This window comes from Ferrovibrio sp. GW821-FHT12E11 (assembly GCF_058806975.1).
The window spans coordinates 1,916,542-1,942,721 of sequence record NZ_JBXAQG010000001.1 but is presented as its reverse complement, the minus strand read 5'-3'; the positions used below and the strand labels follow the sequence as shown (position 1 = coordinate 1,942,721).

General features: G+C 62.9%; 27 protein-coding genes. 23 read left to right on the top strand and 4 right to left on the bottom strand.

The window, feature by feature from the left end; genetic code table 11:
* The first annotated feature begins 51 nt into the window (after positions 1-51).
* Entirely contained in the window at positions 52-813 is a 762-nt protein-coding gene (locus AC1ROT_RS09625) for an SDR family NAD(P)-dependent oxidoreductase (protein ID WP_492998667.1), read from the top strand.
* Between the two features lie 13 nt (positions 814-826).
* Positions 827-2,245, top strand: a complete 1,419-nt coding sequence (locus AC1ROT_RS09620; protein WP_492998666.1) for an aldehyde dehydrogenase family protein — start codon at positions 827-829, stop codon at positions 2,243-2,245.
* An 88-nt stretch (positions 2,246-2,333) separates the two neighbouring features.
* On the opposite strand, the gene AC1ROT_RS09615 is transcribed toward AC1ROT_RS09620, so the two are convergent.
* Positions 2,334-3,401 carry an alpha/beta hydrolase gene (locus AC1ROT_RS09615; RefSeq protein WP_492998664.1) on the bottom strand — a complete coding sequence of 356 codons (1,068 nt, stop codon included), beginning with the start codon at positions 3,399-3,401 and terminating at the stop codon, positions 2,334-2,336.
* A 180-nt stretch (positions 3,402-3,581) separates the two neighbouring features.
* Here AC1ROT_RS09615 and AC1ROT_RS09610 point away from each other — a divergent pair, with 180 nt between their 5' ends.
* The 13 genes from AC1ROT_RS09610 (at position 3,582) to ccoS (ending at position 14,878) form a co-directional block, all read left to right on the top strand.
* Complete coding sequence (locus tag AC1ROT_RS09610; protein ID WP_492972439.1) at positions 3,582-4,367, top strand: DNA-binding transcriptional regulator; 786 nt, start codon at positions 3,582-3,584, stop codon at positions 4,365-4,367.
* Positions 4,368-4,472: 105 nt separating this feature from the next.
* Entirely contained in the window at positions 4,473-5,381 is a 909-nt protein-coding gene (locus tag AC1ROT_RS09605) for a cupin domain-containing protein (protein WP_492998662.1), read from the top strand.
* Positions 5,382-5,401: 20 nt separating this feature from the next.
* Positions 5,402-6,166: an HpcH/HpaI aldolase family protein gene (locus tag AC1ROT_RS09600; RefSeq protein ID WP_492998660.1), complete on the top strand. Its 765-nt coding sequence runs from the start codon at positions 5,402-5,404 to the stop codon at positions 6,164-6,166.
* 5 nt (positions 6,167-6,171) lie between these two features.
* Positions 6,172-6,816: a flavin reductase family protein gene (locus tag AC1ROT_RS09595; protein ID WP_492972827.1), complete on the top strand. Its 645-nt coding sequence runs from the start codon at positions 6,172-6,174 to the stop codon at positions 6,814-6,816.
* 32 nt (positions 6,817-6,848) lie between these two features.
* On the top strand, positions 6,849-7,820 hold the full coding sequence (locus AC1ROT_RS09590) for a DUF6282 family protein (RefSeq protein ID WP_492972442.1): 972 nt from the start codon (positions 6,849-6,851) through the stop codon (positions 7,818-7,820).
* A gap of 219 nt (positions 7,821-8,039) precedes the next feature.
* On the top strand, positions 8,040-9,698 hold the full coding sequence (gene ccoN / locus AC1ROT_RS09585; RefSeq protein WP_492998659.1) for a cytochrome-c oxidase, cbb3-type subunit I: 1,659 nt from the start codon (positions 8,040-8,042) through the stop codon (positions 9,696-9,698).
* A gap of 5 nt (positions 9,699-9,703) precedes the next feature.
* Positions 9,704-10,438 (top strand): cytochrome-c oxidase, cbb3-type subunit II, encoded by a 735-nt coding sequence (gene ccoO, locus AC1ROT_RS09580; protein ID WP_492998657.1) that lies wholly within the window; start codon positions 9,704-9,706, stop codon positions 10,436-10,438.
* A gap of 4 nt (positions 10,439-10,442) precedes the next feature.
* On the top strand, positions 10,443-10,616 hold the full coding sequence (locus AC1ROT_RS09575) for a cbb3-type cytochrome c oxidase subunit 3 (protein WP_492998656.1): 174 nt from the start codon (positions 10,443-10,445) through the stop codon (positions 10,614-10,616).
* Positions 10,607-11,479 (top strand): cytochrome-c oxidase, cbb3-type subunit III, encoded by an 873-nt coding sequence (gene ccoP, locus AC1ROT_RS09570; protein WP_492998655.1) that lies wholly within the window; start codon positions 10,607-10,609, stop codon positions 11,477-11,479. Before AC1ROT_RS09575 ends, ccoP begins: the two co-directional genes overlap by 10 nt.
* On the top strand, positions 11,476-11,658 hold the full coding sequence (locus AC1ROT_RS09565) for a hypothetical protein (protein WP_492998653.1): 183 nt from the start codon (positions 11,476-11,478) through the stop codon (positions 11,656-11,658). Before ccoP ends, AC1ROT_RS09565 begins: the two co-directional genes overlap by 4 nt.
* 13 nt (positions 11,659-11,671) lie before the next feature.
* Positions 11,672-12,463: a DUF2189 domain-containing protein gene (locus AC1ROT_RS09560; RefSeq protein ID WP_492998652.1), complete on the top strand. Its 792-nt coding sequence runs from the start codon at positions 11,672-11,674 to the stop codon at positions 12,461-12,463.
* Positions 12,464-12,473: 10 nt separating this feature from the next.
* Positions 12,474-14,714, top strand: a complete 2,241-nt coding sequence (locus AC1ROT_RS09555; protein WP_492998649.1) for a cation-translocating P-type ATPase — start codon at positions 12,474-12,476, stop codon at positions 14,712-14,714.
* Entirely contained in the window at positions 14,714-14,878 is a 165-nt protein-coding gene (gene ccoS, locus AC1ROT_RS09550) for a cbb3-type cytochrome oxidase assembly protein CcoS (protein WP_492998648.1), read from the top strand. Before AC1ROT_RS09555 ends, ccoS begins: the two co-directional genes overlap by 1 nt.
* On the opposite strand, the gene AC1ROT_RS09545 is transcribed toward ccoS, so the two are convergent.
* A complete protein-coding gene (locus tag AC1ROT_RS09545; protein ID WP_492998646.1) occupies positions 14,875-16,101 on the bottom strand; it encodes a BaiN/RdsA family NAD(P)/FAD-dependent oxidoreductase in 1,227 nt (408 codons plus the stop codon). The genes ccoS and AC1ROT_RS09545 overlap by 4 nt on opposite strands.
* A gap of 53 nt (positions 16,102-16,154) precedes the next feature.
* On the bottom strand, positions 16,155-16,868 hold the full coding sequence (locus AC1ROT_RS09540; RefSeq protein WP_492998644.1) for a Crp/Fnr family transcriptional regulator: 714 nt from the start codon (positions 16,866-16,868) through the stop codon (positions 16,155-16,157).
* 173 nt (positions 16,869-17,041) lie between these two features.
* On the opposite strand from AC1ROT_RS09540, the gene AC1ROT_RS09535 reads away from it, so the two are divergent.
* A complete protein-coding gene (locus tag AC1ROT_RS09535; protein ID WP_492972445.1) occupies positions 17,042-17,629 on the top strand; it encodes a TetR/AcrR family transcriptional regulator in 588 nt (195 codons plus the stop codon).
* 6 nt (positions 17,630-17,635) lie between these two features.
* Here AC1ROT_RS09535 and AC1ROT_RS09530 read toward each other — a convergent pair whose 3' ends face one another.
* Complete coding sequence (locus tag AC1ROT_RS09530) at positions 17,636-18,583, bottom strand: fatty acid desaturase (protein ID WP_492972446.1); 948 nt, start codon at positions 18,581-18,583, stop codon at positions 17,636-17,638.
* A 207-nt stretch (positions 18,584-18,790) separates the two neighbouring features.
* Between AC1ROT_RS09530 and AC1ROT_RS09525 the strand changes: the two genes are divergently transcribed.
* From AC1ROT_RS09525 to AC1ROT_RS09495, 7 genes are all read left to right on the top strand, one after another.
* A complete protein-coding gene (locus tag AC1ROT_RS09525) occupies positions 18,791-19,408 on the top strand; it encodes a response regulator transcription factor (protein WP_492998642.1) in 618 nt (205 codons plus the stop codon).
* A 114-nt stretch (positions 19,409-19,522) separates the two neighbouring features.
* A complete protein-coding gene (locus tag AC1ROT_RS09520; RefSeq protein WP_492998640.1) occupies positions 19,523-19,891 on the top strand; it encodes a response regulator transcription factor in 369 nt (122 codons plus the stop codon).
* A gap of 108 nt (positions 19,892-19,999) precedes the next feature.
* Entirely contained in the window at positions 20,000-22,033 is a 2,034-nt protein-coding gene (locus AC1ROT_RS09515; protein WP_492998638.1) for a PAS domain-containing sensor histidine kinase, read from the top strand.
* A gap of 196 nt (positions 22,034-22,229) precedes the next feature.
* Positions 22,230-23,225: an alpha/beta fold hydrolase gene (locus AC1ROT_RS09510; RefSeq protein WP_492998637.1), complete on the top strand. Its 996-nt coding sequence runs from the start codon at positions 22,230-22,232 to the stop codon at positions 23,223-23,225.
* Positions 23,226-23,297: 72 nt separating this feature from the next.
* A complete protein-coding gene (locus AC1ROT_RS09505) occupies positions 23,298-23,993 on the top strand; it encodes a dienelactone hydrolase family protein (RefSeq protein WP_492998635.1) in 696 nt (231 codons plus the stop codon).
* Between the two features lie 121 nt (positions 23,994-24,114).
* A complete protein-coding gene (locus AC1ROT_RS09500; RefSeq protein WP_492998634.1) occupies positions 24,115-25,581 on the top strand; it encodes a catalase in 1,467 nt (488 codons plus the stop codon).
* Between the two features lie 161 nt (positions 25,582-25,742).
* A complete protein-coding gene (locus AC1ROT_RS09495; protein ID WP_492998633.1) occupies positions 25,743-26,171 on the top strand; it encodes a response regulator in 429 nt (142 codons plus the stop codon).
* Positions 26,172-26,180 lie beyond the last annotated feature (9 nt).

Sequence of the window (26,180 nt, the reverse complement as noted above, 5' to 3'; positions counted from 1 at the left end):
CCATCAGGCGGCCTCGCCCGAACCGCCCCAGATTTCACAAGAGTGTACACGATGACCGGTATTGAAATTCCCGTGCTGCCGATTGCAAAGGTCGCGCTTGTCACGGGCGCCAGCAGCGGGATCGGCAAGGCCACCGCGGCGCGCCTTGCCGCCATGGGATCCATGGTCGTGGTCGGCTACAACAGTCGCCGGGAAATGGCAGAAGAGGTGGTGAACGGGCTGCAGGGCAGTGGGCATATGGCCCTGCGCATTGCGATCGACGACTCTGCGTCCATCGCGGCAGCCGTGAAGGTTGTGGAGGAGCGCTACGGGCGGCTCGATGCTCTGGTCAATTGCGGCGGCGCGACCACACCCGTGCCCGCCAATGATCTGGACAGCCTGACGGATGATATCTTCGACCGGACCGTGACGATCAATCTGCGTGGGCCCTTCGCCATGATTCGTGCCTTCCGCCCCTTGCTGGAGCGCGGCAGCCAGGCGGCCATCGTGAATATTTCGTCCATCGCGGCCCGCACGGGTCTGGGCAGCAGCCTGGCCTATCTGTCTGCCAAGGCGGGTGTCGATGCTCTGACCATTGCGCTGGCCAAGGTGCTCGCGCCGCGCATTCGCGTGTTCTCCGTCTCGCCAGCGGGCGTGGATACAGATTTTGTTCCCGGCCGTACCCGTGAGCAACTGCTGAAAGTTGCCGAAAGATTGCCGCTGGCTCATGTCACCACACCGGATGATGTCGCAAGAGCCGTGATTGCCTGTATCGTCAATCTGACCAGTTCGACGGGCATCGTGGTGCCGGTGGACGAAGGCCGGCATCTGTGAAGGATCGACAGGCATGACGGACAAGCTGAAATTCTACATCGACGGTACCTGGGTGGACCCGGCCGCGCCCTCGACGCTCGGCGTGCAGAATCCGGCCACCGAAGAGATTTTCGCGCGGATCAGCCTGGGTTCGGCCCAGGATATCGACCGCGCCGTGAAGGCCGCACGCCGCGCCTTCACGACCTATTCCGAAACGAGCGTCGAAGAGCGCCTCTCGTATCTCCACAAGATCATCGCGGGCTTCAAGGCGCGTCTGCCTGAGCTGGCGCGGACCATGACGTTGGAAATGGGCGCACCGATCACCTTTGCGACCGAGCGCCAGGCCACCGTCGCGCTGTTCCATTTCGAAGAAGCTGCCCGCGTTCTGGCGTCATACCAGTTCGAGGAACCGATGGCGCCGGGCATGATCCGCCGTGAGCCGATCGGCGTCTGCGGTCTGATCACGCCGTGGAACTGGCCGCTGAACCAGGTCGCCTCCAAGGTCGCACCGGCGCTCGCCACCGGCTGTACCGTCGTGCTCAAGCCCAGCGAGGTCGCGCCACTGTCTGCCATGCTGTTCGCCGAGATTGTCCATAACGCCGGACTTCCCGCCGGTGTCTTCAATCTGGTGAACGGCGACGGCCCCACGGTGGGCGAGGCCATTGCCGCGCATCCGGGGATCGACATGGTGTCCTTCACCGGCTCGACGGCTGCCGGCATCCGCGTGGCAAAGCTCGCGGCGGATACGGTCAAGCGTGTGGCCCAGGAGCTGGGCGGTAAGTCCGCGAACATCATCCTGCCGGATGCCGACCTGAAGGCGGCCGTGATCCAGGGTGTTCATGCCTGCTATACGAATGGTGGCCAGAACTGCCAGTCCCCGACGCGCATGCTGATCCCGCGCGAACAACGCGAGGCCGCTTTTGCAGCGGCGCGCCAGGCTGTCGATGGCATCCGTCTCGGCGATCCTCTCGATCCGGCCACCACCATGGGGCCGATGGTGAGCCAATCGCAGTATGAAAAAATCCAGGCCCTGATTCAGTCCGGCCTCGATGAGGGGGCGACCCTGGTGGCCGGCGGCACAGGGCGACCGGCAGACCTCAATCGCGGCTATTACGTGCGTCCGACCGTTTTCGGCGATGTGACGCCACAGATGAAAATCGCGCGCGAGGAGATCTTCGGCCCCGTGCTGTCGATCCTGAGTTATGACAGCGAGGACGAGGCGGTCGAGATCGCCAACGACACACCATTCGGCCTGGCGGGCTTCGTGCAGTCGAAGGATCGCGACCATGCCCGCCGAGTGGCCAACCGCATCCGCGCCGGGCGCGTCTACCTCAACGGCGCGCCGTTCGATCGCAGCCTGCCGTTCGGTGGCTACAAACAGTCGGGCAACGGGCGCGAATTCGGCGTCTTCGGCTTTGAGGAATATCTGGAAGTGAAAGCTGTTCTCGGTTAGCGCCATTCTCAGCTAGCGGTCGACATAACCGTTAGAACCTCCCACTGAAAACGCCGGCGCCTCGATGAAGCGCCGGCGTCTTTTTTTGTCAGTTGGCGAACTTGTCCAAGCCCTTGCGGCCCAGCCATTTGGAAAGCTCGTCACCCACGGCTTCGTTGTTGAGGTCGGCAAAGGGGATATGCGAATTGCCGCGCAGGCCGGTATCCGGAAGCAGCAGGACCTCGCAGTCGCCACCATGCTTGTTGACGATGCCGCAGAAGGTCTTTGCCATTTCGGCCGCGTTTTTCCAGATGGCGCGTGTCTCGGTGTAGTCGCCGAACACCAGCTGGATCGGGAACTTTGTCAGCTTCATGAACTCCGCCATCGGTACGGAATGCGGACCATAGGGCGCCTTGGGCTGGGGTTCCGGGCCTTCGCCGATCGGGAAGACGAAGCCCGGGGTTTCATAGGCCACAATGCCTTTCATGCTGCTGCTATTCGCCTTGAGCGCCGACAGCAGGGCGCGCCAGCCGCCGGCGGAATTGGTGAGAGCGACGACAGGTCCGATCCTGTCGATGGCCTGGCCACCGGCTTCGGCCTGCAGCAAGGCATTTTCGAGGGTGTCGTACTCGTCGTAACGGGCGCGGGTTGCCTGGTTCCAGGCTTCCTTGTCGGCAGTCGGGAATTGCAGGCCGGGATGCCAGTTGGGGTAGGTGACACCGAACCGCCAGGCGGCGAAATTGCGCTGGTCGAAATACTCCGGGGTGTAGGTGATCGGTTCGCAGCTCCAGTTCGCGCGGCCGACGCGCGGGCCGTCCCACAGATACACGGGATAGCCTTTGCGCAGGAACATGCTTTTGTAGCCTTCCCCGCCATCCCAGCGGGTTTCCCACACCTTGGTGCTGGAACTGTGCCACATGATCAGGCCGGTCTGACGGCGCTTTTGCGGGATGAAGTATTCAACGTAGCCGTGATCGCAGGAGAGGGTTTCGTTGGGGTTGGCGGGATTGGCGATCATCTTGCCGCCCACCTCATACGCGCCTGTCGAATCCAGGATAATCGGCGGCTTTGATGTGCCCTGCGCGAAGGCCGTGTGGCTGAGTCCGGCCAACAACACTGCGCCGGCCAGCAGCTTCAACGGCCCCCAGACTTTAAAACGGTTTTCCATATACGTCATGATGCGCCTCCCTTCGGCTTTTCTTGTGCGGGAGACGCTACAGGTGCGGTTTACCGACCGGCACAGGAAGTTCTGTCCATTTCACGATCCGAAATGAAGTGACGGCATGACAGTCGTCGGCTTGCGTTTTGGCGGGCTGCATTTCACAATACGGAATAAACAGCGTATCGAGGAAACGTCATGCCGGATGCCGCCCACGTCCAATCGGTCACGCGCGCGCTGGATCTTCTGCAGGCTCTGAACCGCCAGAAGGTCGCTTCGATCAAGCAATTGCATGACACGACGGGCTTGCCCAAGCCGACCATTGTGCGTCTGCTCAAGACGCTGACGGCACGGGGCTATGTCGTCAACGATCACCGGCAGGGCGGCTATTCCGTGACCTCGCAGGTGCGCGCGCTCAGCTGCGGCTTCCATGGCGATCCGCTCGTGGTCGAGGCCGGGCGGGCCTGGGCGATCGATCTGACCCGACGATTCAAGTGGCCAGCGGCGATCGCGGTGCTGGATGAAGATGCGATGACGGTGCGTTTCAGCACCATTCCCGAAAGCCCGATTTCGCCGTTTCACGGTACCGTTGGCATGCGCCTGAGCCTGCTGTCGCGCAGCTTGGGCCGGGCCTATCTCGCGTTTTGTCCCGCTGCCGAGCGCAACATTCTGCTGCAGATGCTGTCGTCGTCGAAAGATCCCGAAGATGCCTCGGCACGCCGGCCGGCCGCGCTGTTGCGCAGCCTGCAGTCCATCCGCAGCCAGGGTTTTGCCGAGCGCGATCCGCATGTTGAGCCGAAATCATCCGCCACGCTGGGCGTCCCGGTGATGGATGGCGACCGTGTGCTGGCGACGCTGGGGCTGACGTATTTCACCTCGGCCATGAAGCGCGCCCAGGCGGTCGAACTTCTGGTGCCGCATCTGCGGTCTGCAGCCGAGAATATTGCGCGCAGCATCAGCCGTCTGGGCGGCGACATCCGGTAGTCGCCATTCCGCATTACGAAACGCGCGCGGATATTTCATCCCGCGGCGGCACGCCTTCCTTATGATCCGGCCCAATCGACCGGCAAATGATCAGGGAGGAGTGCCGTGTATAACCCCAGCGACCCGCGCGCGGGTCTGGCCGCCAGGCCGGCCGGCGCATCGGCCACGCCTGTCACGGCTTACGGCGCCTGCGAATATGTCCGCTTCTATCAGGAGCCGCCGCAGGATAGCGGACCCGAGGGTAAGACCTGGTATGCGCGCGGCCAGAATTTTCTGATCGCCATCACCGAGCCGGCCGTGGGAGCCGTGCTGGCGCGTGAGGCGCAGCCGGATGAATATGCGATCATCCTGGACGACCCGAAGCTTGAAGTGGAGATCACCACCAAGGACGGCACGCAGGTGGTGAAGGGCAATTCGCTGGCCTTCATTCCGCCCGGTAAATCCAGCGTCAAGGTGCTGAAGCCCGGCCGCATCGTGCGTATGTTCACCACGCAATCGACCGACCTCTTGGCCGAGTGCATCAACGCGGCCTCCTATAAGGAGCCGAAGCCGGCTGTCGCAGCGGCCAAGCCGTGGCCGATGCCGAAGGATGGCCTCAAGCTTCGTGTCTATTCGCTCGATGTGCCGCCGGAGAAGGGTCGTTTCGGGCGCATCTGGCGTTGCACGACCCTGATGATCAATTACATCGATCCCCGTCAGGGCCCGCGCGATCCGACCACGCTCTCACCACATCATCATGATGATTTCGAGCAGGGTTCTCTCGCGCTGGAAGGTGATTTCGTTCACCACATACGCTGGCCCTGGACACCCAACAAGCATATCTGGCGTGACGACCAGCACGAATTGCTGGGCAGCCCCTCTATCGCCGTCATCCCGCCGCCTTCGGTGCACACGACCGAAGCCGTTGGCAAGGGCCTGAACCAGCTGGTCGACCTGTTCTGCCCGCCGCGCATGGACTTCTCGCTGAAGCCCGGCTGGGTGTTGAATGCCGACGATTATCCGATGCCGGAGTAAAGCATGGCTGGGTTCTGAATATGACAGAGACGCGTACTTTCCGGCAGCGGATGCTTGCCGGTGACAAGCTGGTCGGCACATTCCTCAAGACACCGACCAGTCACGGCACCGAAATCATTGCAGGTCTTGGCTTCGATTTCGTGGTCATCGACCAGGAACATGCGCCGTTCGACCGCACCACCACCGACATTGCATTGATGGCAGCGCGTGGCAGCAATATTCCGGCGCTCGTGCGGGTGTCGGGTCCGGATGCGGTCCTGTCCGTGTTCGATTGCGGGGCGACCGGCATTCTGATGCCGCATGTGACTAGTGCGGCCTATGCACGTGAAGTGGCAGCGCTGTGCCGCTATCGCGGCGGGCGTCGCGGTTTTGCCACCAGCACCCGCGCCGGTGGTTATACGGCTGTGCCGATGTGGAAGCATATCCGTGCATCGGACGACGGCATGGCCGTCATTGCGCAGATCGAAGATCCCGAGGCGCTCGACCAGATCGACGAGATCGCCGCGGTCGAGGGGATCGACTCGCTGTTCATCGGTCGCGGCGACCTGACGGCGGCTTTCGGTGATGAGACGCCCAATCCGCCCGCCGTCCGTGCGGCGGTAGAGAAGATTGCGGCGGCGGCGCGTAAGGCGAACAAGCCGGTCAGTGTCTATGTCGGCGGCAAACCTGACGCCGAATGGCTGCGCGACCAGGGTGCGACCACCTTCATCTGCAATTCCGACCAGGGCTTCCTGCGCCAGGCGGCGATGAAGGGCCTTGCCGAGATGCGCGAGACGCTGGCGTGAGCCGCATGCAGGAAATCCGCCCCGCCGATCTCACGGGCGATGCGGCCTACAAGCTGCTCTGCGGCATTGTCGTGCCGCGGCCGATTGCCTGGGTCAGCACGCTCTCGGCCTCGGGGCAGTCGAATCTCGCTCCGTTCAGCTGTTTCACCTTCGTGTCGCATCGTCCGCCGATGCTGGGTGTCAGCATCGGCCGGCGACCGAATGGTTTTAAAGACACGGCGCGCAACATTCACGAGACGCGGGAATTCGTAGTCCACATCGGCGATGAGACGCTGCTCGATCCGCTGCATCGTTCCGGCGCGGAGTTTCCGCCCGAGGTCAGTGAGGCCGATCTGCTCGGCCTCGAGTTGCTGCCGAGCAAAATGGTGGCGCCGCTGCGGGTGGCGCGGGCGCCGGTTGCCATGGAATGCCGCCTGCACAAGGTGGTCGATTTCGGCAACAACCAGTTCTTCGTCGGCGAGATCGACCTGTTCCATATCCGCGAGGGTCTTGCGGTGGGCAACAAGGTCGATTCCGGACAGCTGCGGCCCATCGCCCGGCTGGGCGGTCCGAATTACGCCACGCTGGGCGAGATCATCGGCATGACGCCCCAGAGCGAACAGGCGGAGCAGGCGGCTCCACAACAGAAAAGCGCTGCCCAGGCGGGCTAGGCGCGTTTGGCACATCACCAGGAGGCACGGCGATGACTGATCCAATCCTTATGTTTTCCAAGACCGTCGAGGAATATTCCGACGCGCCCGAGTCGGTGATCGCGGATATCCTGCGCGGCGCCGTCGACCTGCATTGCCACAGCGGCCCCTCGGTAATGCCGCGCTCGCTGAATCACCTGCAGGCGATCCTGGAAGCCCAGGATGCCGGCATGCATGCGGTGCTGTTCAAGGACCACTACTACTCGGTGACGCCGGTGGCGAAGTACATCGAGGAGACGATGCCCGACCTGCGCATCAACCTGCTGAGTGGCGTGGCGCTCAACAACACGGTTGGCGGTCTCAATGTTTACGCCGTCGATCATATGCTCAAGCTTGGCGGGCATATCGTGTGGATGCCCACCTTCAGCGCCGCCAACCATCTGCGCCATGGCCATCGCCATGTCATCCTGCCGACCAAGGAACAGATGCTGAAGCCGACCGGCCTGTCGGTGGTGGATGACAAGGGCGACCTCAAGGACGAGGTCAAGCCGATCCTCGATATCATCGCCGAGACCGACACGGTTTTGTCGGCCGGCCATTTGCATATCAGCGAGATCTGGCCGCTGTTCGACGAGGCCAAGAAGCGGGGCGTGAAACGGCTGCTGGTCAACCATCCAACCTTCGTGATCGACGCGACGCTGCGCGACATTAAGGAACTGGTCGATATGGGCGCCTATATCGAACATTCCTTCTGCATGTTCATCAACGAAACCTACAACAAGAAATTCACCGGCGAGCAGCTCAAGCAGTTGATCGAGGCGGCAGGCGTGGACCGCACCATCCTTGGTTCGGATCTTGGTCAGGCCAAGAACCCGCATCCGGTCGCAGGCTTCCGTGCCGTCATCCGGCTCTGCCTGGGGCTCGGCTATAACGAAACTGAAATCCGCAAGATGATCGGCTTGAATGCCTGCCATCTCATGGGCCTTCCGGAGCCGCAGTTGGCGGCATCGGCGGCTGCCGGCTGAGCATGCGGGCGCCAGCCCTGTGTTGACCCGAGTGTGTCTTTGTATGGCATCACAAAGCCGGGCGCGATCCGGCATACGCGAATATCATAGTGAGTCGCTATAGCATTGAGTCGCTGATATTTCGTTGCACTGCGGCAATTTAGCTCGGGGCTTTTCAGTTCCCCTGTACCGTCATTGGGACTACCGTCTGCGCAATCAATTTGACGGCGGGGATAGCCAATGGTTGCGCAGCTCACACTTAACGAACGCTTCCTTGCGCTCCTGATTCTACTGGCCCTCGCCATCTGCGGCTTGGCAATGGCCGTTGCAGGCCAGAACAATCCGCTCGGTATGCACGGCTGGCTGGTCCTGCTCTTTTCCGGTGTCCTGTTCTGCGTGATCGGCAGAGACTATGACGCGCCCGAGCCCGGCGCAGCCCGCCTTGCCAATTACTATGACGATCCCAGCAAGGTGGGCATTGTGCTGGCGATGCTCTGGGCGATCTTCGGCATGTTTATCGGCGACTGGGTCGCCTGGCAGATGGTCTATCCCGATCTGACGTTCGATGCGGCCTGGTCGAGCTTCGGCCGCATCCGTCCCGCCCATACCACTGGCGTGATCTTCGGTTTCGGCGGCAATGCGCTGATCGCCACGTCATTCCATGTGCTGCAGCGTACGACGCGCGCCCGTCTGCCCGACCAGCTGAGCCCATGGTTCGTGTTGCTCGGCTACAATCTGTTCTGCCTGATCGCCACCACCGGCTATTTCATGGGGGTGACCCAGTCGAAGGAGTACGCTGAGCCGGAATGGTACGCCGACATCTGGCTGGTGATTGTCTGGGTGACGTATTTCCTGATCTACCTGCGCACGCTGGCGCGTCGCCGTGAGCCGCATATCTATGTGGCAAACTGGTATTACATGGCTTTCATCCTGGTGGTGGCGATTCTGCATATCGTCAACAACCTGGCCATGCCGGTTTCGCTCAGCCATGCCAAGAGCTATTCCGCATTCTCCGGCGTGCAGGATGCGATGACCCAGTGGTGGTATGGCCACAATGCCGTTGCCTTTTTTCTCACTGCCGGCTTCCTCGGCATGATGTATTACTACCTGCCGAAGCGGGCCGGGCGGCCGATTTTCTCCTACCGGCTTTCCATCATCAGCTTCTGGGGCATCACCTTCATGTATATGTGGGCGGGCTCGCATCACCTGCATTACACGGCTCTGCCGCACTGGGTGCAGACCCTGGGCATGACCTTCTCGGTGATGCTGCTGGTCCCGAGCTGGGCCTCGGCCGCCAATGCGCTGCTGACGCTGAATGGCGCCTGGGACAAGGTCCGGGATGACGCTACGCTGCGCTTCATGATGATGGCGGCAATTTTCTACGGCCTGTCGACATTCGAAGGCTCGTTCATGGCGATCCGTGCCGTCAACTCGCTGTCGCATTATACCGATTGGACCATCGGCCACGTGCATGCCGGGGCGCTCGGCTGGGTAGCGCTGATTACCTTCGGGTCGATCTATGCCGTGGTGCCGTGGCTCTGGAAGCAGCCGCGCATGTATTCGGCAAAACTGGTCGAGGTACACTTCTGGCTCGCGATGGCCGGTACGCTGATCTATGTCTTCGCGATGTGGAATTCGGGCGTGATTCAGGGCCTGATGTGGCGCACGTATAATGAAAGCGGCACGCTATCCTATTCCTTCATAGATTCGCTGGTCGCCATGCACCCCTATTACTTCGCGCGGGCCTTCGGCGGCCTGCTGTTCCTGATTGGTGCCGTGGTCGGTTTCTACAACATTGTGATGACGATCCGTATGGCTGCGACGACGGCGGCTGACGATGAATCAATTGTCGGCAATACCGCGGCGGCAGGCGCCCCCTCTGCATCGGCCGGGGAGTGAGCGCCATGTCCATCTTCGGTCTGCATTACAAGCTGGAACGCAACACCATCGGTTTTGTCCTGGCGGTCATTGTGGCGGCCAGTATCGGTGGCCTGGTTGAGATCGCGCCCCTGTTCACCATCGACGAGACGGTGGAAAGCGCGCCGGACATGCGGGTCTATACCCCGCTCGAACTCGCCGGCCGCAATATTTATATCCGCGAAGGCTGTTACGCCTGCCATTCACAGATGATCCGCACCCTGCGCGACGAGGTGGAGCGCTATGGGCCTTATTCTCTGGCTGTGGAATCGAAATACGATCATCCGATGCTTTGGGGTTCCAAGCGGACCGGACCGGATATCGCCCGCCTCGGTGGCAAATATTCCGACCAGTGGCATGTGGCACATCTGAATAACCCGCGCGATGTGGTGGCGGAATCGAAGATGCCGGCTTATGGCTGGCTGCTGCGCACACCACTGCAGGTCAACGATCTCGGTCTGCATCTGGCGGCGTTGCGTAAGGTCGGCGTGCCCTATACCGATGCCATGATCGCCAGCGCCAAGGCAGATGCTGTCGGCCAGGCATCGCCCGATAGTGATGCCGCCGCCGGCGTGGCCGAACGCTATGGCGATGCCACCAATGTGCGGGCCTTTGATGGCGTGCCCGGCACGGTGACCGAGATGGATGCGGTGGTGGCCTATCTGCAGATTCTCGGCCGCCTGACTGATGCGGCGCACAAGACCACGATGAAGACGGAGTGACGCCATGTTCGATTTCGACCACGGCAGCATCGTCGGCTTTTCCAAGTCGTTCGGACTGTTCTATCTGATCGCGCTATCGATCGGCGTCCTGATCTATGCCTATTGGCCATCCAACAGGCAGCGGTTCGACGATGCGGCCCGCAACATCATTGATGACGAGGACAGGCCATGTCGGTAGGCGAGCGCGACCCTTTCACCGGTCATATGACGACCGGGCATGAGTGGAACGGCATCAAGGAACTGAATGCCCCGGTGCCCAAGGCTGTGCTGTTCTTCCTGGCAGGAACGTTCCTGTTTGCTGTGGTCTACTGGATTCTAATGCCGGCCTGGCCGGTCGGTGTGACCTATACCAAGGGGTTGCTCGGCATAGATCAGCGCAAGACCGTGACCGAAAGCATCCGGACCGCTGCGCAAGAACGCCAGGCCTGGACCCAGCGCCTGCTCGCGACGGATTATGCCGTGGTACAGGCCGATGACAGCCTGATGCAGATCGTGCGCCAAAGCGGCAATGCCCTGTATGGCGACAATTGTGCGGTCTGTCATGGCAAGCAGGGGCAGGGCGGCAAGGGTTATCCTGCGATCGCCCAGGCGCCATGGCTGTGGGGCGGGGAACCCGATGCTGTCGCCGAGACGATCCGAGTCGGCATTAATGCCGGCCATGCCGATACGCGCGTGTCGCAGATGATGGCCTTTGGCCGCGACAAGGTTCTGGAGCGCGCCGATATCCTCAAGGCTGCAGCCTATATCCATGCCTTGTCGAACAAGGAGAGCGCCGATGCCGGGGTGCTGCGGGAGGGCAAGGCGGTGTTCGATGCCAACTGCGTCGCCTGTCATGGTGATGACGCCAGGGGCAAGCAGGAGGTCGGAGCGCCCGACCTGACAGACCGTTTCTGGATCTATGGCGGCGACTTGCAGGCCATTTACACCAGCATCTACGAGGGCCGGCAGGGTCAGATGCCGGCCTGGGAAGGTCGCCTGTCGCCCCTGGAGCGGAAAATCCTGACGCTCTACGTCCTCGATCTGCGGAGAGCCAGGTCATGACGTCCCGTGGCATCAGGCTCGGCATCGCCTTCGGCATTGCAGCCGGTGTTCTGCTGCTGGTGCTCGCCAATGTGCATCTTGTCTATGTCGCCACCACATCGCAGCCCGACTGTGTGACCCATCTGAAGACCTCCGGCGAGGCGACCGGAAGTTTCCGGGCTGCCCGGTCCTCCTGCTGAAGACGAGGATATCATGACGACGATCCCAGCCGTTGTTCCGCCGCTGCCGCGCGCTGTAAACCTGAACCGTAATCTGGCGGTCGGCGAGGCCTTTGTGTGGTTGCGCGCCGGCTGGCGTGATTTCAGCACGTTGCCGGGCCTCAGCCTCATCTATGGCTTTGCCGTCTTTGTCGTTTCCATCATCGTGGTCGGCGGTCTGCTGAAACTCGGACTGGATTACATCCTGTTCCCGGCGCTCGCCGGCTTCATGGTGGTTGGTCCGGCCCTGGCGGTTGGTCTCTATGAGAAAAGCCGCCGCCTCAGCAGCGGCAGTCCGGTCAGCTTGAGCCAAATGATATTGGTCAAGGCGCAGTCCGGCGCCCAGATCCTGTTCATCGGTGCCGTGCTCTGCCTGCTGATGTCGGTGTGGATGCGCGCCGCGGTCATCGTCTATGCCCTGTTCTTCGGCGTGACGCCCTTTCCTGGCCTCGACCGGGTCGCCGCCATGCTGTTCACCACGCCGACCGGCTGGGCCATGCTGGCGGTCGGCACCGCCATCGGCGGATTGTTTGCCGCCTTCTCCTTTGCCATCAGCGTGTTTTCCATTCCGATGCTGCTGAACGAGCGGCTTGATGCTTTCACGGCCATGGGCACCAGCATGGCCCTGGTGTGGAACAACCTGCCAGTGATGATCGTCTGGGGCGCCATCGTGATGGTGCTGTTCCTGCTCAGCCTGCTGCCCGGCATGCTGGGGCTTCTAGTGGCGTTTCCGCTGGTCGGGCATGCGACCTGGCATGCCTACAAGGCTGTCCGGCAACCCGTATGAGGCAACCGGCATGAGCTGCTGCCTGCCCGGCATTGATCCGCACCCGTCGATAGCGGCTGGCGTCGGACCGTCGCGGGAGGAAATCCTGCTTGCCAGCCACAGGCTCGGCGATGGCCTGCAGCAAACCGAGATTTCCGTGCCGACAATCCATTGCGGCGGCTGCATCCAGACCATTGAGCGTGGTCTTGCGGTGCTGGCTGGGGTCGTCAGGGCACGGGTCAATCTGTCCACCAAGCGCGTAACCGTGCAGTGGCGCGAAGAGGCGCCGCCGCCGGTCTTCGAGACGCTGGACCGTCTGGGCTATCCGGCACATCTGTATGATGCCGGGGCTGAGCAGAAAGATTCCGTGCTGACCCAGCTGTTGCGCGCTTTGGCCGTTTCCGGTTTCGCCGCCGGCAATGTGATGCTGTTTTCCATGTCGATCTGGTCAGGTGCCGATCCGGCCTCGCGCGACCTGTTCCACTGGCTTTCGGCCATTGTCGCGCTGCCTGCAGCGGCCTATTCCGGCCAGGTGTTTTTCCGCTCGGCCTGGCATGCGGTGCGGCACGGTCAGACCAACATGGATGTCCCGATTTCCATCGGCGTGCTGCTCGCTTTCGGCATGAGCATCTACGATACGCTCACGCATGGCGACTATGCCTATTTCGATGCAGCCATCTCCCTGCTGTTCTTCCTGCTGATCGGTCGCGTGCTGGACCATATGATGCGCGAGCGTGCCCGGCTTGCTGTAAAGGGTCTTGCCCGGCTGGCGGCGCGCGGTGCCGTGGTGCGGAGACCCGACGGGAGTCATGACTACCTGCCGGTGGCTGACCTGCGTCCCGGTATGCAGATCATTTTGGCGGCCGGCGAGCGCGTGCCGATAGATGGCCAGGTGGTGACCGGCACTTCCGATATCGACGCTGCGCTGGTGACGGGCGAGAGCCAGCCGCGGGCCGCCACGGTCGGCGCGCAGCTGCAGGCCGGTACGCTCAACCTGACCGCGCCGTTGGTCATGGAGGCGACAGCTGCAGCGCAGGATTCCTTCCTGGCCGAGATGGTGCGGCTGATGGAAAATGCCGAAGCCGGCCGCGTCGGCTATCGCCGCATTGCCGACCGTGCCGCGCAGCTTTATGCACCGGTGGTGCATGCCACGGCTGCGCTCGGTTTCCTCGGTTGGATGCTGGCCACCGGCGACATGCATCGCGCGCTGACCATTGCCGTCGCGGTGCTGATCATCACCTGCCCCTGCGCGCTGGCCCTCGCCGTGCCGATGGTGCAGGTGGTCGCCGCCCGCCGTCTGTTCGAGGCCGGCATCATGGTGAAGGATGGCGCCGCCATGGAACGGCTCGATACGATCGACACGGTGGTCTTCGACAAGACCGGCACGCTGACGCTTGGTCAGCTCAGCCTGACCAACCGCGCCAGCATTCGCCCGGAACATCTTTCGCTGGCCGCCAGCCTGGCGCTGCATTCGCGCCACCCGCAATCCCGTACCCTTGCCGCGGCCGCGCCGGCGACCTTGCGCTTTGACAGCATTGCCGAACATCCCGGTCTTGGCCTGGAAGCGCGCATCGATGGCGCGGTTTACCGCCTCGGTCGTGCCGACTGGGCACTGGAAGCACCAGATCGCAGCGGCACAGTCCTCGCGAAAGATGGCATCTGGCTGGCAAGCTTTGTCTTCGATGATCGGCTGCGGCCCGATGCATCGGCGGTGATCGCCGATCTGATGCAGCGCGGCATCGCCGTCGAGATCATGTCGGGTGACCGGCTGGAGGTTGTGCAGTCCCTGGCCGAGAGGCTGAATGTTACCCGCTTCCAGGCCGCCATGCTGCCTGGCGAAAAAGTCGCGCATCTGGCCCAACTGGCGGCTGGGGGGCGCAAGGTGCTGATGGTGGGCGATGGATTGAACGATGCGCCGGCGCTGATGGCCGCTCATGCCTCGATGGCGCCGGCTTCGGCAGCTGATATCGGTCGGACTGCGGCCGATTTCGTCTTCCTGCGTGACAGTCTCGCCGCGGTGCCGCAGGCCATGGCCGTGGCGCGCCGTTCCGGTCGTCTGATCCGGCAGAATTTCGTGCTGGCGCTGGTCTACAACGCGTTGGCGTTGCCCTTTGCCATCCTGGGCCAGATCACGCCGCTGATCGCTGCCCTGGTCATGTCGTCATCCTCGATTATCGTCGTCGCCAATGCGCTGCGGCTGAATGGCATCCGGCCTGCTGAGCCGCAAGATGACCGCCTTCCTGCTGCGGCCGTGCCGGGAGCGGCGGAGTGATGGGGGAGTTCTTCTATCTGATCCCGCTGTCGCTCGTGCTGGGTATCGTCGGCCTGGGGTTGTTTCTCTGGTCTCTGAGGAACGGCCAGTACGAGGATCTCGATGGTGCCGCCGAGCGGATCCTGTTCGATGATGATGCACCGGCCCCGCGGAGCGACCGCTAAGCCGGGAGCCAGTCGAGCACACCCTGTCCGGCGGCGACGCCAGTTGCCAGGCAGCCCTGCAGCAGATAGCCGCCGGTCGGCGCTTCCCAATCCAGCATCTCGCCTGCGGCAAACACACCCGGCCGACGGCGCAGCATCAGCCGCTCGTCCAGTTCCGTCAGCGCGATGCCGCCGGCCGTGGAGATCGCCCGCGCCAGACTGAACGGCGCCGTCAGCCGCACCGGCAGGGCTTTCACCAGCGCCGCCAGGGCCGCAGCTTCTGTGGCGGTATATCCGGCATGCAGGGCCTCCTGCACCAGACCGATGGCGACAGGCGGCAGGCCGATCCGCTTGCGCAGGAAATTCGACAGCGAAGCACCGCGACGCGGCTGATTCAGCAGCCCGGTCAATGCCGCGATGGTCAGGTCCGGTCGCAGGTCGACATGCAACAGGGCATATCCATGGCTTGCGATCGCGTCACGGGCCGGCGCTGCCAGTGCATAGACGGCCCCGCCTTCGATACCTTCTGCGGTGATCATGGCCTCGCCGCGCAGGCTCTGGCCGCCCAGCGACAGGGCGATGCGTTTCAGCGGTGCCCCGGCATGGCGATTGCGGAAGGGCTCCGACCAGTCGACAGTGAAGCCGCAATTGGCGGGTTGCAGCGGCGCCATCGCGATATCGGGCAACAGCGCAGTCCAGCTGCCATCGGCGCCCAGCCGCGGCCAGGAGGCACCGCCCAGCGCCAGCACCACCGCATCGGCGGCATAGGTCGTGCCATCCATGAAACTGAGCGCGCCCGCGGCATTCCAGCCGGTCCAGTGCGCCCGTGGCACCAGGCGAACGCCCATCTCGTTCAGCCGCGCAAGCCAGGCGCGCAGCAGCGGGCTGGCCTTCATGGCTTGCGGGAAAACGCGACCGCTGCTGCCGATGAAGGTTGACTGGCCCAGCGTCTCGCACCAGGCCATGAGAGCAGAAGGCGGAAAGGTCTCCAGATAGCGGCTCATCCAGTCCGAAGCCGTGCCGTATCGTGTGCGGAAGCGTTCAGCCGGTTCGGAATGCGTGATGTTGAGGCCGCCGCGTCCGGCCATCAGGAATTTGCGCCCCATGCTTGGCATGCGTTCGAACACGCTGACCGCGATGCGGCTGCCACCGGCGTTGCCACGGGCAATGACCTCGGCGGCCATCAGTCCGGCCGGACCGCCACCGATGATGGCGACGCGGAGCTGTTCAGGGGCGGTGTTCATGCCCTCTTATGAACGGTCGAACAAGTGGCTGTCCAGCCGGATGGCGGGCCGGATCAAATCGGCTCGGCGAGCAGCCGCAGGCGTTCGGCCTGTTTGATCTGGACGCGATCCGGCGCCGGCAGGCCGATGAGATCCAGCGTCTTCAGCTTGGTGAAGCAGCGGCTGACGGTTTCAATGGTCAGACCCAGGTAATCGGCCATTTCAGCCCGGGTCATGGGCAGGATCACCGGATTATCGGCCATGCCACGGGCTTTCAGGCGTCGGGATTGCAGCAGCAGGAAGGAGGCGATGCGTTCCATCGCGGTCTTACGCCCCAGCAGCAGAATCTGTTCCTGCGCGGCAACGATTTCGGTTTCCGCTTCAGCCAGCAGGCGATGCTCCAGCATGGGCAGCTGCCTCATCAGTCGCCGAAATCCCTGGCGCGGGAAACGGCAGACCCGGGTGGTGACCAGGGCTTCGGCGCTCACCGTATAGGCGCTTCTGGTGTTCAGGCCGAGAAAATCGCCAGCCCCGAGAAAACCCGTGATCTGGCGGCGGCCATCGGGCATGAATTTCGAGAGCGCAATGCTGCCGCAGGTGATGTTGTAGACATGATCGGCGCTGTCATGTTCGCTGAACAGAACCTGATGCGGATCGAGTTTCACCGTGGTCGCCAGCACGCTCAGCATCGCCTGTTCTTCGGGACTGAGGACGGCACAGATCGTCAGGCTGCGTGCCGTGCATGCGTCGCAGGGTTCGGCGAGGCGGGCCGGCAGCGGCCCAGCCATTGTCCGTGCAGCCCCGAGGATGTGAAGGTTGGCCATGCCTCAGCTTGTCAGATCGGCCGCTTGCCGTCGATCACGGCGGCTGGGCAGAATTGTCGCATCCGGTTCGGCCGGTTGAAGCTGCAGGATCGGCCACGGGCAATTGACATCCTGCGGTGCGGTTGCTTCGATGGGCTATGACAGATCGTTCGACGTCGCCGCCCCGTCGCGGTCGCCCGCGCTCGCTGGAACTCGAAACCGCTATCCTGGAAGCCACATACAAGCTCGCCGCAAACGAGGGCCTGAGCGCCACCACCATGGATGCGGTGGCGCGTGAATCGCAGGTCTCGAAGATGACCATCTACAAATGGTGGCCATCGCGGGAAGCCCTGTTGATCGACGCCTTCCTGCGCCAGGCCTCGCTGATGCTGCCATTGGCCGATGCGGGCGATCCGCTGGTCATCCTGCAAAGCCATGCCGCTGCCTATGCCAGGGCGCTGAATGGTGATTTCGGCAAGGTGCAGCTGGCCGTGATTGCCGAATGCGTGGCGAAGACCGGTTCCGGCGCGCTGTTTTTCGATCGCTACCTGAAGACGCGAAAAAGCATCGGCGTGCAGGTGATCCGCCGCGGCCAGGCGCTGGGGCAGTTCCGCCAGGCCGAAGCGGCCGGCGAACTCTACGACCGCATTTATGGTACGATCTACTACCAGTTCCTGTTCGGTTTGCGCCGTGTCACCCCGGCGCATGCTCGCAACCTGGTCGCCGCCGTCCTGATTGCCGACTGACGTCTGCTACGACGCGAGGGCGCGAGCCCGCAGGACGCGCCAAACTTCGCCGATGACCGCGCGATAACCGTGGCCTTTATGTACGATGCGGTGGTCGATCAGCGCGTTCAGCCTGGGCAGGGCGTGGAACGGCACCGAAGGATAGGCATGGTGCTCGGCGTGATAGGGCATGTTCCAGGCGAACCAGTGCATGAGTGCGTTGGTATAGGTGGTGCGGGTGTTTTCCAGCGCACTCGGCGTGGTGGCGCAGCCGGTATGTTCCGACAGCAGATACGGCCGCAGCATCAGCTGGCCGATGCAGAGCGGCAGCAGCCAGGTCCAGAGCAGCACCGCGGTCTGCAGCCAGATGGAGCCTGCCAGAAGCGCCAGGTAGAACAGAATATGCAGCCGGGCCTCGGTCACCACCAGGCCGCGCTTGCCTTCGGGAATCCAGGGCATGACAGCCCGGCCGGTCACTGCATGGCGCAGGGTCAGCAGCAGGCGCTTGAGCAGCTGTGACACGCCGGTGAAAGTGAACAGCAGCTTGAGCCGCGATGTCGGCACCGTCTTGAAGATCAGTTCCGGATCGCGCTCAGCATCCTGGGTGTAGCGATGATGATCCCAGTGGAACAGGGTGTAATATTCATAGGGCAGGGCGATCAGCACGCCTGAAACATGCCCAACCATGCCGTTCAGGCTGCGCGTCCGGAACGCCGTCTTGTGGGCGGTCTCATGCACCGTCATGAACTGGAAGGCGATCAGATAGGCCTGCAGCAGCACCAGCGGCGCGGCCCAGACGATGCCGGCATGACGCGCGGTGTAATGGATGGCGACGCCGCCGGCGATAATGGTCGCATATTGCACCAGGATGCGGATGACAGCCGGACCATTGGTCTTGACGCACAGATCGCGCAGCTGCAGCGGCGTGATCGGCCGCTCCTGGGCGGTAAAGCTGGGGGCGGCGGCCTCGCTCATGGCATGTCTGTCCGATCCGCTGGGGGCGCGCGGCTGATATTGCGCCCGGATATAAATAGTGTACTAATGGTATAGTTTATCGGCACGACGTCAAGCGCCATTCCGGTCGCCGGCCTGATTCGACCGGGGGCCATTTCGACTAAGGGAGGTGGCGGGTGCGGCCGCAAGCCACTTGCCGTCTTTTTCATCGGGAGCTAGCGTCTGGCCATGACCGAACCTGCGGTAGTCCATATCGTTGAAGACGACGCATCGCTGCGCGAGGCGCTGGACAGCCTGTTTCGTTCGGTCGGGCTGCAGACCCGCATCTATGGCGCGGTGCAGGATTTTCTCAATGCCAAACGGGACGATATGCCCGGCTGTCTGGTGCTGGATGTCCGGCTGCCGGGCATGAGCGGTCTCGATTTCCAGGCCCAGCTGGCCGAGCACAATATCCATCTGCCGGCCATCATGATGACCGGGCATGGCGATATCCCGATGACGGTGCGGGCCATGAAGGCCGGGGCCATCGATTTTCTGACCAAGCCGTTCCGAGATCAGGACATGCTGGATGCGGTGATGGCGGCTATCGAGAAGGATCGCGGTCGACGATCCGCCCAGCACAGCACCCTGATTATCAAGGAGCGGTTTCAGGCACTCAGCCCGCGCGAGCAGCAGGTCATGGCGCTGGTCACGGCCGGCAAGATGAACAAGCAGGTCGCCGGCGATCTGCAGCTCAGCGAGATCACGGTGAAAATCCACCGCGGCTCAGCGATGCGCAAGATGGGAGCCCAGAGCCTGGCCGATCTTGTCCGCATGGCGCAGGCCCTGAATCTGCGCGCCAATTAGTCCGGAAACCGGTCATACCTGAGTATAATTCCGGGCGCGGCCGGGCCGCTTATATAACACCCTGACATTCACAGATGCCGGGCAGATCGCAGGCAGTTCAGGTCAGGGATGCCGGTGTCGGATCAGGCGCTTATTTCCATCATCGACGACGACGAGTCGCTCCGCCAGGCCCTGGTCGGCCTGGTGCGCTCGTTCGGCTACCGGGCCAGGGGCTTCGGTTCAGCCGAGGAATTCCTCGGCTCGGCCGAGATCGGTGCGTCCGATTGCCTGATCACCGACATCCAGATGCCAGGCCTGAGCGGGATCGAGCTCAAGCACCTGCTGGTCGAACGCAATTACCGCCTGCCAGTCATCATGATCACCGCCCGGGCCGAAACCGACCTTCGCGACCGGGCCATGGCGGCCGGCGCCGTCTGTCTGCTGAAGAAGCCCTTCAAGGCCGACGATCTGGCGGGCTGCATCGAACGGGCCCTGGCGGCATAGACGGCCGGGGATTTTCGCAGGGGCTGCGCGGCGGTTCGGGTTAAACTGTGGCGTGAATCGAACCGGGGCCTTAACGGAATGAATGATGTCATTGCACAGGACCAGTCAATGCTTCTGGACCTTGTCCATGAAGGCATTTTTGTGCGTGACCTGGATGGACGGATCCTGTTCTGGAATCGGGCCTGCGAAGCGCTCTACGGCTGGCAGCGCGATGATGCGCTCGGCCAGCCGGCGCAAACACTGCTGAAGTCACGCTACGACGCGCCGCTTGCCGCTATCGAAGCCCAGCTGGATACCACTGGCATCTGGGAGGGCGAAATCACCCGCACCACCGCTGCAGGCGAGCGGGTGCAGATCGAGGCCCGCTGGTCGCTGCTGCCGGCCGCTGCTGGCCGGCCGCGGACCGTGGTGGAAACCGGCCGCGACATCACCGAGCGCAAGCGTACGGAAGAAGCCCTGCGCAAGAGCGAATACCGCTACCGCAACCTGTTCCAGGCGATGGCAGCTTCGTTCTGGGAGCTGGATTTCTCCCAGGTCGGCCAGATGCTGCAGGCCATGCATGCCGCGGGCGTCACCGACTTTGCCCGCCATTTCCGCGACAATCCGGCTGTCGTCCGCGACATGATGCGCGCCACCCGTGTCATCGATGTCAACGACCAGACGGTGGCCCTGTATGGCCGCGGCAACAAGGCTGAGCTGCTGCAGAGCGTCGAGCCGTTCTGGCCCGAGGCCAGCAGCCCCGTCTATGCCGCCGCCGTGGTGGCGACGCTGGAGCGCAAGCCGTATTATGTGGCGGAGACCCGGCTGCGACGGATCGACGGCAGCGAATTTGACGCCTTGTTCACCGCCTGCTTCCCGCCCGAAACCATGGGCAAGGGCACCCTGCTGGTCGGCGTGATCGACATCTCCGAACGCAAGCATGCCTTTGCCGATCTGGAGCGCAGCGAGCTGCGCTACCGCAACCTGTTCAATTCGATGGGCGTCTCGTGTTTCCAGATGGATTCGCGCGGCCTGAATGCCCTGTTCAGCGAGTTGCGCCAGGCCGGCGTGACCGATCTCGACGCCTATATCGAGCAAAATCCCGGCTTCATCGCCACCGCCATGCAGGCTTCCATCGTCACCGAGGTCAACGATCGCGCCATGCAGCTGTTGGGCGCAAAAAACCGCGATGACCTGCTGGGGCCTGTTACGCGCTACTGGCCGCCGGACGATCACGCTGCGTTCCGCGGCAGCATAGTGGCCGGTTTCAACCGCAAATCCGGCTTCGAGGCGGAAGCCCGCCAGCGCACGGTTGATGGTCGCATCATCGATGTGCTGTTCACCATGGCGGCGCCACCGGCAATGCGCGATGCGGGCATCGTGCTGTGCAGCATGCTGGATATCAGCGCGCGGGTGCGTGCCGAGGAGGCCCTGCACCGGCTGCAGGCCGATTTCGCCCATGCTACCCGCGTGTCGATGCTGGGGGAGCTGACCGCTTCGCTGGCCCATGAGGTGAATCAGCCGCTGGCGGCGATTGCCACCAATGGCGAGGCCGGCCTGCGCTGGCTGTCGCGTTCGGAACCCGATGTGGCAGAAGTGCTGACGCTGACGCGCCGCATGGTCGCCGATGCACGCCGCGCTGCCGATATCATTGCCCGCATCCGCACCATGGCGACCCGTCGGGCACCGGAAACGGCCCCGATCGCCATCAATGACGTGATCGAGGAGGCGATGGTGTTCCTTCGCCATGAAATGCAGGCCCAGGGCGTGGCCCTGACGCTCGATCTGGCGCGCGATCTGCCGCCGGTGCCGGGTGATCGCACCCAGTTACAGCAGGTCGTGGTCAATCTGGTGCTGAATGCGGTGCAGGCGATGATACAGGCGCAGAGTCCGCATCGCACGATTACGGTTACGAGCCGGCTCTCGCGTCCGGATACGGTTCTCGTCAGTGTCGAAGACAGCGGACCGGGGATAACGGCTGCGCATCGCGACAAGCTGTTCGAAAGCTTTTTCACGACCAAGGATAGCGGCATGGGCATGGGCCTGCCGATCTGCCGCTCGATCATCGAGGGCCATGGCGGCCATATCTGGGCCGATGTTTCGGAGGCCGGCGCTGGCGCACGGTTCTGCTGCAGCCTGCCGGTGGCTGGGCCCGGATTGTAATTCGGTCATAGCCCCGTCACACGGGGCTGTCAGAAACGGCTTTCATGTGAGGGCCGATCCGTATGATGGCTCATACCTAAATATAATTCCCCGTACCCTAGGTCTGATGGCTTCGGTGCAGCGGCATCGGCAAACTGTGATCACCCGCACAGATCGGCGGGATGCAAACGGAACTGCCGGGAAAGGACGCGTTGCGATGACCAGCCAGAACAGCAAGCCCTGTACGACCGCCTCGCGCCGGGACATCCTGATCGGGAGCGCCAGCGCGGCCCTTGTTGCCGGCCTGCCGGCGCTGCCCTTCGCCACCGATGCGGCGGCAGCCACCAATTCTCCCACGGCCAATAAAGGAATGACGACCATGAGCAGCTACGTGACGATGAAGGACGGCACCGAGATCTTCTACAAGGACTGGGGCCCGAAGACGGCGCAGCCGGTCATGTTCCATCACGGCTGGCCGCTGAGCGCCGACGACTGGGATGCCCAGATGATGTTCTTCCTCGACAAGGGCTATCGCGTGCTCGCCCATGACCGTCGCGGTCATGGCCGTTCGACCCAGACCTATACCGGCAATGAGATGGATACCTATGCCGCCGATCTCATCACCCTGGCCGCCACGCTCGATCTGAAGAACGCCATTCATGTCGGCCATTCCACCGGCGGCGGCGAAGTGGCGCATTATGTCGCCCGCGCTGAAAAGGGCCGGGTCGCCAAGGCTGTTCTGATTGGCGCCGTGCCGCCGGTCATGGTCAAGTCCGACAAGAATCCCGGCGGTCTGCCGCTTGAGGTGTTCGACGGTTTCCGTGCGGCTTTGGTGGCCAATCGCGCCCAGTTCTTCCTGGATATTCCGACCGGGCCCTTCTATGGCTTCAACCGCCCGGGCGCGAAGGTTTCCCAGGGCGTCATCGACAACTGGTGGCGTCAGGGCATGATGGGCGGCGCCAAGGCGCATTACGACTGCATCAAGGCCTTCTCGGAAACCGACTTCACCGATGATCTGAAGAAGATCGATGTGCCTGTGCTGATCATGCATGGCGATGATGACCAGATTGTGCCGATCGCCGATTCCGCGCATCTGGCCATCAAGCTGGTGAAGAAGGGTACGCTGAAGGTCTATCCGGGCCTGCCGCATGGCATGGCGACGACCCATGCCGATGTGATCAACGCCGACCTGCTCGCCTTCTTCAAGGCCTGATCCGGTCTGCCGGCGCCGTCAGCGATGGCGGCGCCGGGCTCCTTCCTCACCTCCCCGACAGCAGGCCATGCTATGAGCGAGACGATCACCATCACCACACCCGACGGCAGCTTTTCGGCCTATCTGGCGCAACCCGCCGTGACGCCGGCCCCCGCTATTGTCGTGATCCAGGAAATCTTCGGCGTGAATGCCGACATGCGTACAACCTGCGACGACCTTGCCGCCCGAGGCTATATCGCCATCTGCCCCGATCTCTACTGGCGGCAGGAGCCGAATGTCGAGCTGTTCGACAAGACGGAAGCCGACTGGAAAAAGGCGCTGGCGCTCTACACGGCTTTCGATGTCGATGCCGGTGTGAAAGATATCGATGCCACCCTGCAGTATGTCCGTGGCCTCAAAGGTGCTTCGGGCAAGGTCGGCGCCATGGGTTACTGTCTCGGCGGCCTGCTGGCCTACCTGACCGCCACCCGCACCGATGCCAATGCCAGCGTCGCCTATTACGGCGTCGGTATCGACAAGCTGGTCGCAGAGGCGGACCGGATTGCGCATCCGCTGCTGGTGCATATCGCCGAGGAAGACGAATTCGTATCCAAGGACGCCCAGAAGGTGGTGCGCGATGCGCTGTCGCCGCGGCCCCAGGTGGATGTCCACAGCTATCCCGGCATGAGCCACGCCTTTGCCCGCAACAACGGCATCCATTACGACGCCGCCAATGCCCAGAAGGCCAATGACCGTACGTTTGCGTTTTTCCACAAAACACTCGCCTGATTCCATCCCCCCGGGGTGATGCTCCCCAGCCATCCCGCAAGGCCGCCCTCCGGCACGCCCCTCTCCGGAGGGCGGTCTCCCCATCCAGCCAGCGACGGGCATGACGCCAAGGACCGCGACGATGACCGATACCCCACGCAGCAAAACCCTCACCAATGCCACCGGTGCGCCGGTGGCCGACAACCAGAATATCCTCACCGCCGGCCCGCGCGGCCCGGCCCTGCTGCAGGATGTCTGGCTGCTTGAAAAGCTGGCACATTTCGACCGCGAGGTGATCCCGGAGCGCCGCATGCATGCCAAGGGCTCGGGGGCCTATGGCCGCTTCACCGTCACCCATGACATCTCGCGCTATACGAAGGCGAAGATCTTCTCCCAGATCGGCAAGCAGACCGACCTGTTCGTACGATTCTCGACGGTGGCCGGCGAGCGCGGTGCCGCCGATGCCGAGCGCGACATCCGCGGTTTCGCCATCAAGTTCTACACCGAGGAAGGCAACTGGGACCTGGTTGGCAACAATACCCCGGTGTTCTTCTTCCGCGACCCGCTGCGCTTCCCCGACCTCAACCATGCCGTGAAGCGCGATCCGCGCACCGGCATGCGCAGCGCCAACAACAACTGGGATTTCTGGACGCTGCTGCCGGAAGCGCTTCACCAGGTCACCATAGTGATGAGCGACCGCGGCATTCCGCGCACCTATCGCCATATGCATGGCTTCGGCAGCCATACCTTCAGCTTCATCAATGCCGATAACGAACGGTTCTGGGTGAAATTCACCCTGAAGACCCAGCAGGGTATCGAGAACCTGACCGATGCCGAGGCCGGTGCAGTCATCGGCGCAGACCGCGAGTCGCACCAGCGCGATCTGTTCGGCAGTATCGAGTCCGGCGATTTCCCGCGCTGGACCCTGTTCGTGCAGGTCATGCCGGAAAAGGATGCGCTGACCTATCGCCTCAACCCCTTCGACCTGACCAAGGTCTGGCCGCGCAAGGACTATCCGCTGATCGAGGTTGGCGTGATGGAGCTGAACCGCAATCCCGACAATGTCTTCGCCGAAGTCGAACAGGCCGCCTTCTCGCCGGCCAATGTGGTGCCCGGCATCGGCTTCTCGCCCGACAAGATGCTGCAGGCGCGGCTGTTCTCCTATGGCGATGCCCAGCGCTATCGCCTGGGGGTCAACTTCAACCATATCCCGGTCAATGCACCGAAATGCCCCTTCCACAGTTACCACCGCGATGGCGCCATGCGCACGGACGGCAACAAGGGCGCGACGCTCACCTATGTGCCGAACGGCCGGGGCGAGTGGCAGGACGATCAGGCTTTTGCCGAGCCGCCGCTGGCAGTCCGCGGCGATGCGGCCCATTGGGACCACCGCCTGGACGAGGATTATTATTCTCAGCCGGGCGACCTGTTCCGCCTGATGACCCCGGCGCAACAGCAGGTGCTGTTCGAGAATACCGCCCGGGGCATGGGCGATGCGGCACCCGAGATCAAGGCGCGCCATATCGCCAACTGCGCCAAGGCCGATCCTGCCTACGGGGCGGGAGTGGCCCGGGCGCTGGGCATGGCCATGCCGGTCGCGGCCGAGTAACCCGTTACGGCCAAGGTCACAAAAATATCCTAACCCGGCTGTGCCGGCCCGTGCGAAAACCCGATTCTCCTGATTCCAGGAGGGGGTAAACGGACGGCGCTGCCGGTGTTTTGGGCCGCTTCTGCCATCCTCCGACGCCCCGCTTCCGCGAGTTCTGTCCGATGATGTCACCGGCCCAAGAAAATCCCCACGGCGAGGACGCCGAGAGCAAACCCGTCATTCTGATCGCGGAAGACGAGGTGCTGGTGCGCATGGTGATTGCGGATCACCTGCGCGATTGCGGCTATACGGTCATCGAGGCCGGAAACGCACGGGATGCGATTTCATTGTTTGAAGCTTCTGTCCATGTCGATGTCGTGTTTTCCGATGTGCAGATGCCGGGCGACCTGGACGGCTTCGGTCTGGCGCGCTGGTTGCGTGCGAACCGGCCAGCGGTGCAGGTGCTTCTGACCTCGGGCGTGTGGAAAGCGGCTGATGTTGCGGGCGAGCTGTCCGAAGACCGGCCGTTGTTGCCCAAACCCTACGAGCTCGAAGAAGTGGAGCGACGCATCGGCATGTTTCTCTCAGCGCAGAAGCAGTCGAAAGCATAGTCCGTAAAG